Source organism: Nostoc sp. CHAB 5836 (genome assembly GCF_020829445.1).
GTDB lineage: Bacteria > Cyanobacteriota > Cyanobacteriia > Cyanobacteriales > Nostocaceae > Nostoc.
Window position 1 is genome coordinate 1 of the sequence record NZ_JAIVFV010000368.1, and the last position, 2,438, is coordinate 2,438.

At 42.4% G+C, this 2,438-nt stretch carries 2 protein-coding genes; both read left to right on the plus strand.

From position 1 onward, the window contains the following. The first annotated feature begins 249 nt into the window (after positions 1–249). Positions 250–432 carry a hypothetical protein gene (locus LC605_RS32515; protein WP_229551477.1) on the plus strand — a complete coding sequence of 61 codons (183 nt, stop codon included), beginning with the start codon at positions 250–252 and terminating at the stop codon, positions 430–432. Further along, positions 429–1,904, plus strand: a complete 1,476-nt coding sequence (gene gatB, locus LC605_RS32520; protein WP_229551478.1) for an Asp-tRNA(Asn)/Glu-tRNA(Gln) amidotransferase subunit GatB — start codon at positions 429–431, stop codon at positions 1,902–1,904. Before LC605_RS32515 ends, gatB begins: the two co-directional genes overlap by 4 nt. Positions 1,905–2,438: the final 534 nt, after the last annotated feature.

The following is a 2,438-nucleotide window of genomic DNA, read 5'->3' on the forward strand; positions in this document are numbered from 1 at the left end:
GGGATGTCTGGTAGTACATCCAAGGCCACTAATCCCAATATCCAAGGATGTCCATCCTGAATTTGGGGTAGCTTAAACCTAAATTTCAAACGTCTGACTATATTTGACTATGAGATTTGGAACTATAAGCTTTTCTCAGTCGTCTAAAGACGACTTTCGCTATTAGACTCAGAATTCATTCTGAGGCGGGCTAGGTGAGAATCAAATAGCCCTGTTTCACTAGTACAGCATGGCGGAAATAAACCCACCATGATGAACCTTAAAACAATCATCATTTGCAGTCTTGAGAAATGGTCGGCGTATTTACGCCGCACGGTACTAGTGCGATCGCAAAAGACAATTGATCACCCAAATAACCGTCTTCGGGGCAACTCAATACGCCGCTACAATAGTAGCACTACAAGGATTATGCCCAAAATATTGATATTATGACCATTGCTACGATCCTAAAAACTGAGTATGAAGCGATTATTGGTCTAGAAACCCATTGTCAGCTGAGTACCAATACCAAGATTTTCTCTAATAGTTCCACGGCATTCGGTGCTGACCCCAATACTAATATTGACCCGGTTTGTATGGGTTTACCTGGAGTCTTACCTGTACTCAATCAAAAAGTATTAGAATACGCCGTCAAGGCTGGTTTGGCACTAAATTGTCAAATCGCTAAACATAGCAAATTTGACCGAAAACAGTATTTTTATCCAGATTTACCGAAAAATTACCAAATTTCTCAATATGATCTGCCGATCGCAGAACATGGATGGCTAGAAATTGAGTTGGTAGATGCTGACGGGAATCCCACTCGCAAACGCATTGGTATTACACGTCTGCACATGGAAGAAGATGCAGGAAAATTGGTACACGCAGGTAGTGATCGCCTTTCTGGTTCTTCCTATTCTCTGGTAGATTACAATCGCGCAGGCATCCCGTTAGTCGAAATTGTCTCAGAACCTGATTTGCGTTCTGGATTAGAAGCGGCTGAATATGCCGAAGAATTGCGCCGGATTGTTCGGTATCTCGGCGTGAGTGACGGCAATATGCAAGAAGGATCTCTGCGCTGTGATGTCAACATTTCTGTACGTCCAGTGGGACGAGAGAAATTTGGCACTAAGGTAGAAATTAAAAACATGAACTCCTTTAGCGCCATTCAACGGGCGATTGACTACGAAATTGAGCGCCAAATCGCTGCGATCGAAGCAGGCGATCGCATTATCCAAGAAACTCGTCTCTGGGAAGAAGGCACTCAACGCACAAGTAGTATGCGGATTAAGGAGGGTTCTAGCGATTACCGCTACTTCCCTGAACCAGATTTAGCACCCATTGAGGTGTCAAATGAACAATTAGAACAATGGCGCAGCGAACTACCAGAATTACCAGCCCAAAAACGCCATCATTACGAAAGGGAATTGGGGCTTTCCCCTTACGATGCGCGAGTATTGACAGAAGATCGTCCAGTAGCAGAATATTTTGAAACTGCGATCGCATCTGGAGCAAATGCCAAAGCTGCTGCTAACTGGATTACTCAAGATATTGCCGCACACCTCAATAAGCAAAAACTCACTATTACTGAAATCGCCCTGACTCCCACCAATTTAGCAGATATTATCACTCGCATTGAAACTGGCAAAATTAGTAATGCTCAAGCTAAAGAAAAGCTGCCAGATTTGCTCAGTGGTATTTCTCCTGAGAAAGCCTTTGCAGGTCTTGAGTTAATTACCGATCCTAGTGTACTGGAACCCATCGTGGATGAAGTCATAGCCGCCAATCCCAAAGAACTAGAAAAGTATCGCAACGGTAACACCAACCTCAAAGGCTTCTTTGTGGGACAAGTTCTGAAAAAGACAGGTAAACGTGCTGATCCTAAGCTGACTAACGAATTGATAGAGAACAAACTCAACGCCTAGGGCGTGTTTTCAAACCTTTCTTTAAGCACCTCAGTCTTTGGAGATCCCCCCAACCCCCCCCAATACTGCGTAGGTTTTGGCAAAAAAATAAAAAATGTGTAGGTTGGGTTGAGGAACGAAACCCAACATTCTGCTGGGTTTGTTGGGTAACGCATTGGCTCAACCCAACCTACAAATATTAAAAACCTACGCAGTATTGCCAACCCAACTAAGTATTTTCCCGGTGTTTCTTCACAGAATCTTCATATAAAACCTGGTGACAACCCGCGTACCTAAAATGATATGCTGTGGTAAGTAGATGCACCCTGATGATCTAGAGAGCTGCCTAAGTGGCTCTCTTTTTTATTTGATTTTTGTGGTATTTACGGTTAACTTCATATGATGATTAAAAATCATCTCAATAAATAAGTATTAGAAAACTTTAAACAAAATCTATTCAGATATAGCCAATAAATGGCTATAATCTCTACTGAGAGCAGTAAGAAGCTACCTCAGACTGATTAAGAAGACCTTAATCAATAAAAAAAGTAATCC

Bases quoted from the DNA above. Each gene is read 5' to 3' on its own strand.
- LC605_RS32515 (WP_229551477.1), top strand. From the start codon at position 250: ATGATGAACCTTAAAACAATCATCATTTGCAGTCTTGAGAAATGGTCG.
- gatB (WP_229551478.1), top strand. From the start codon at position 429: ATGACCATTGCTACGATCCTAAAAACTGAGTATGAAGCGATTATTGGT.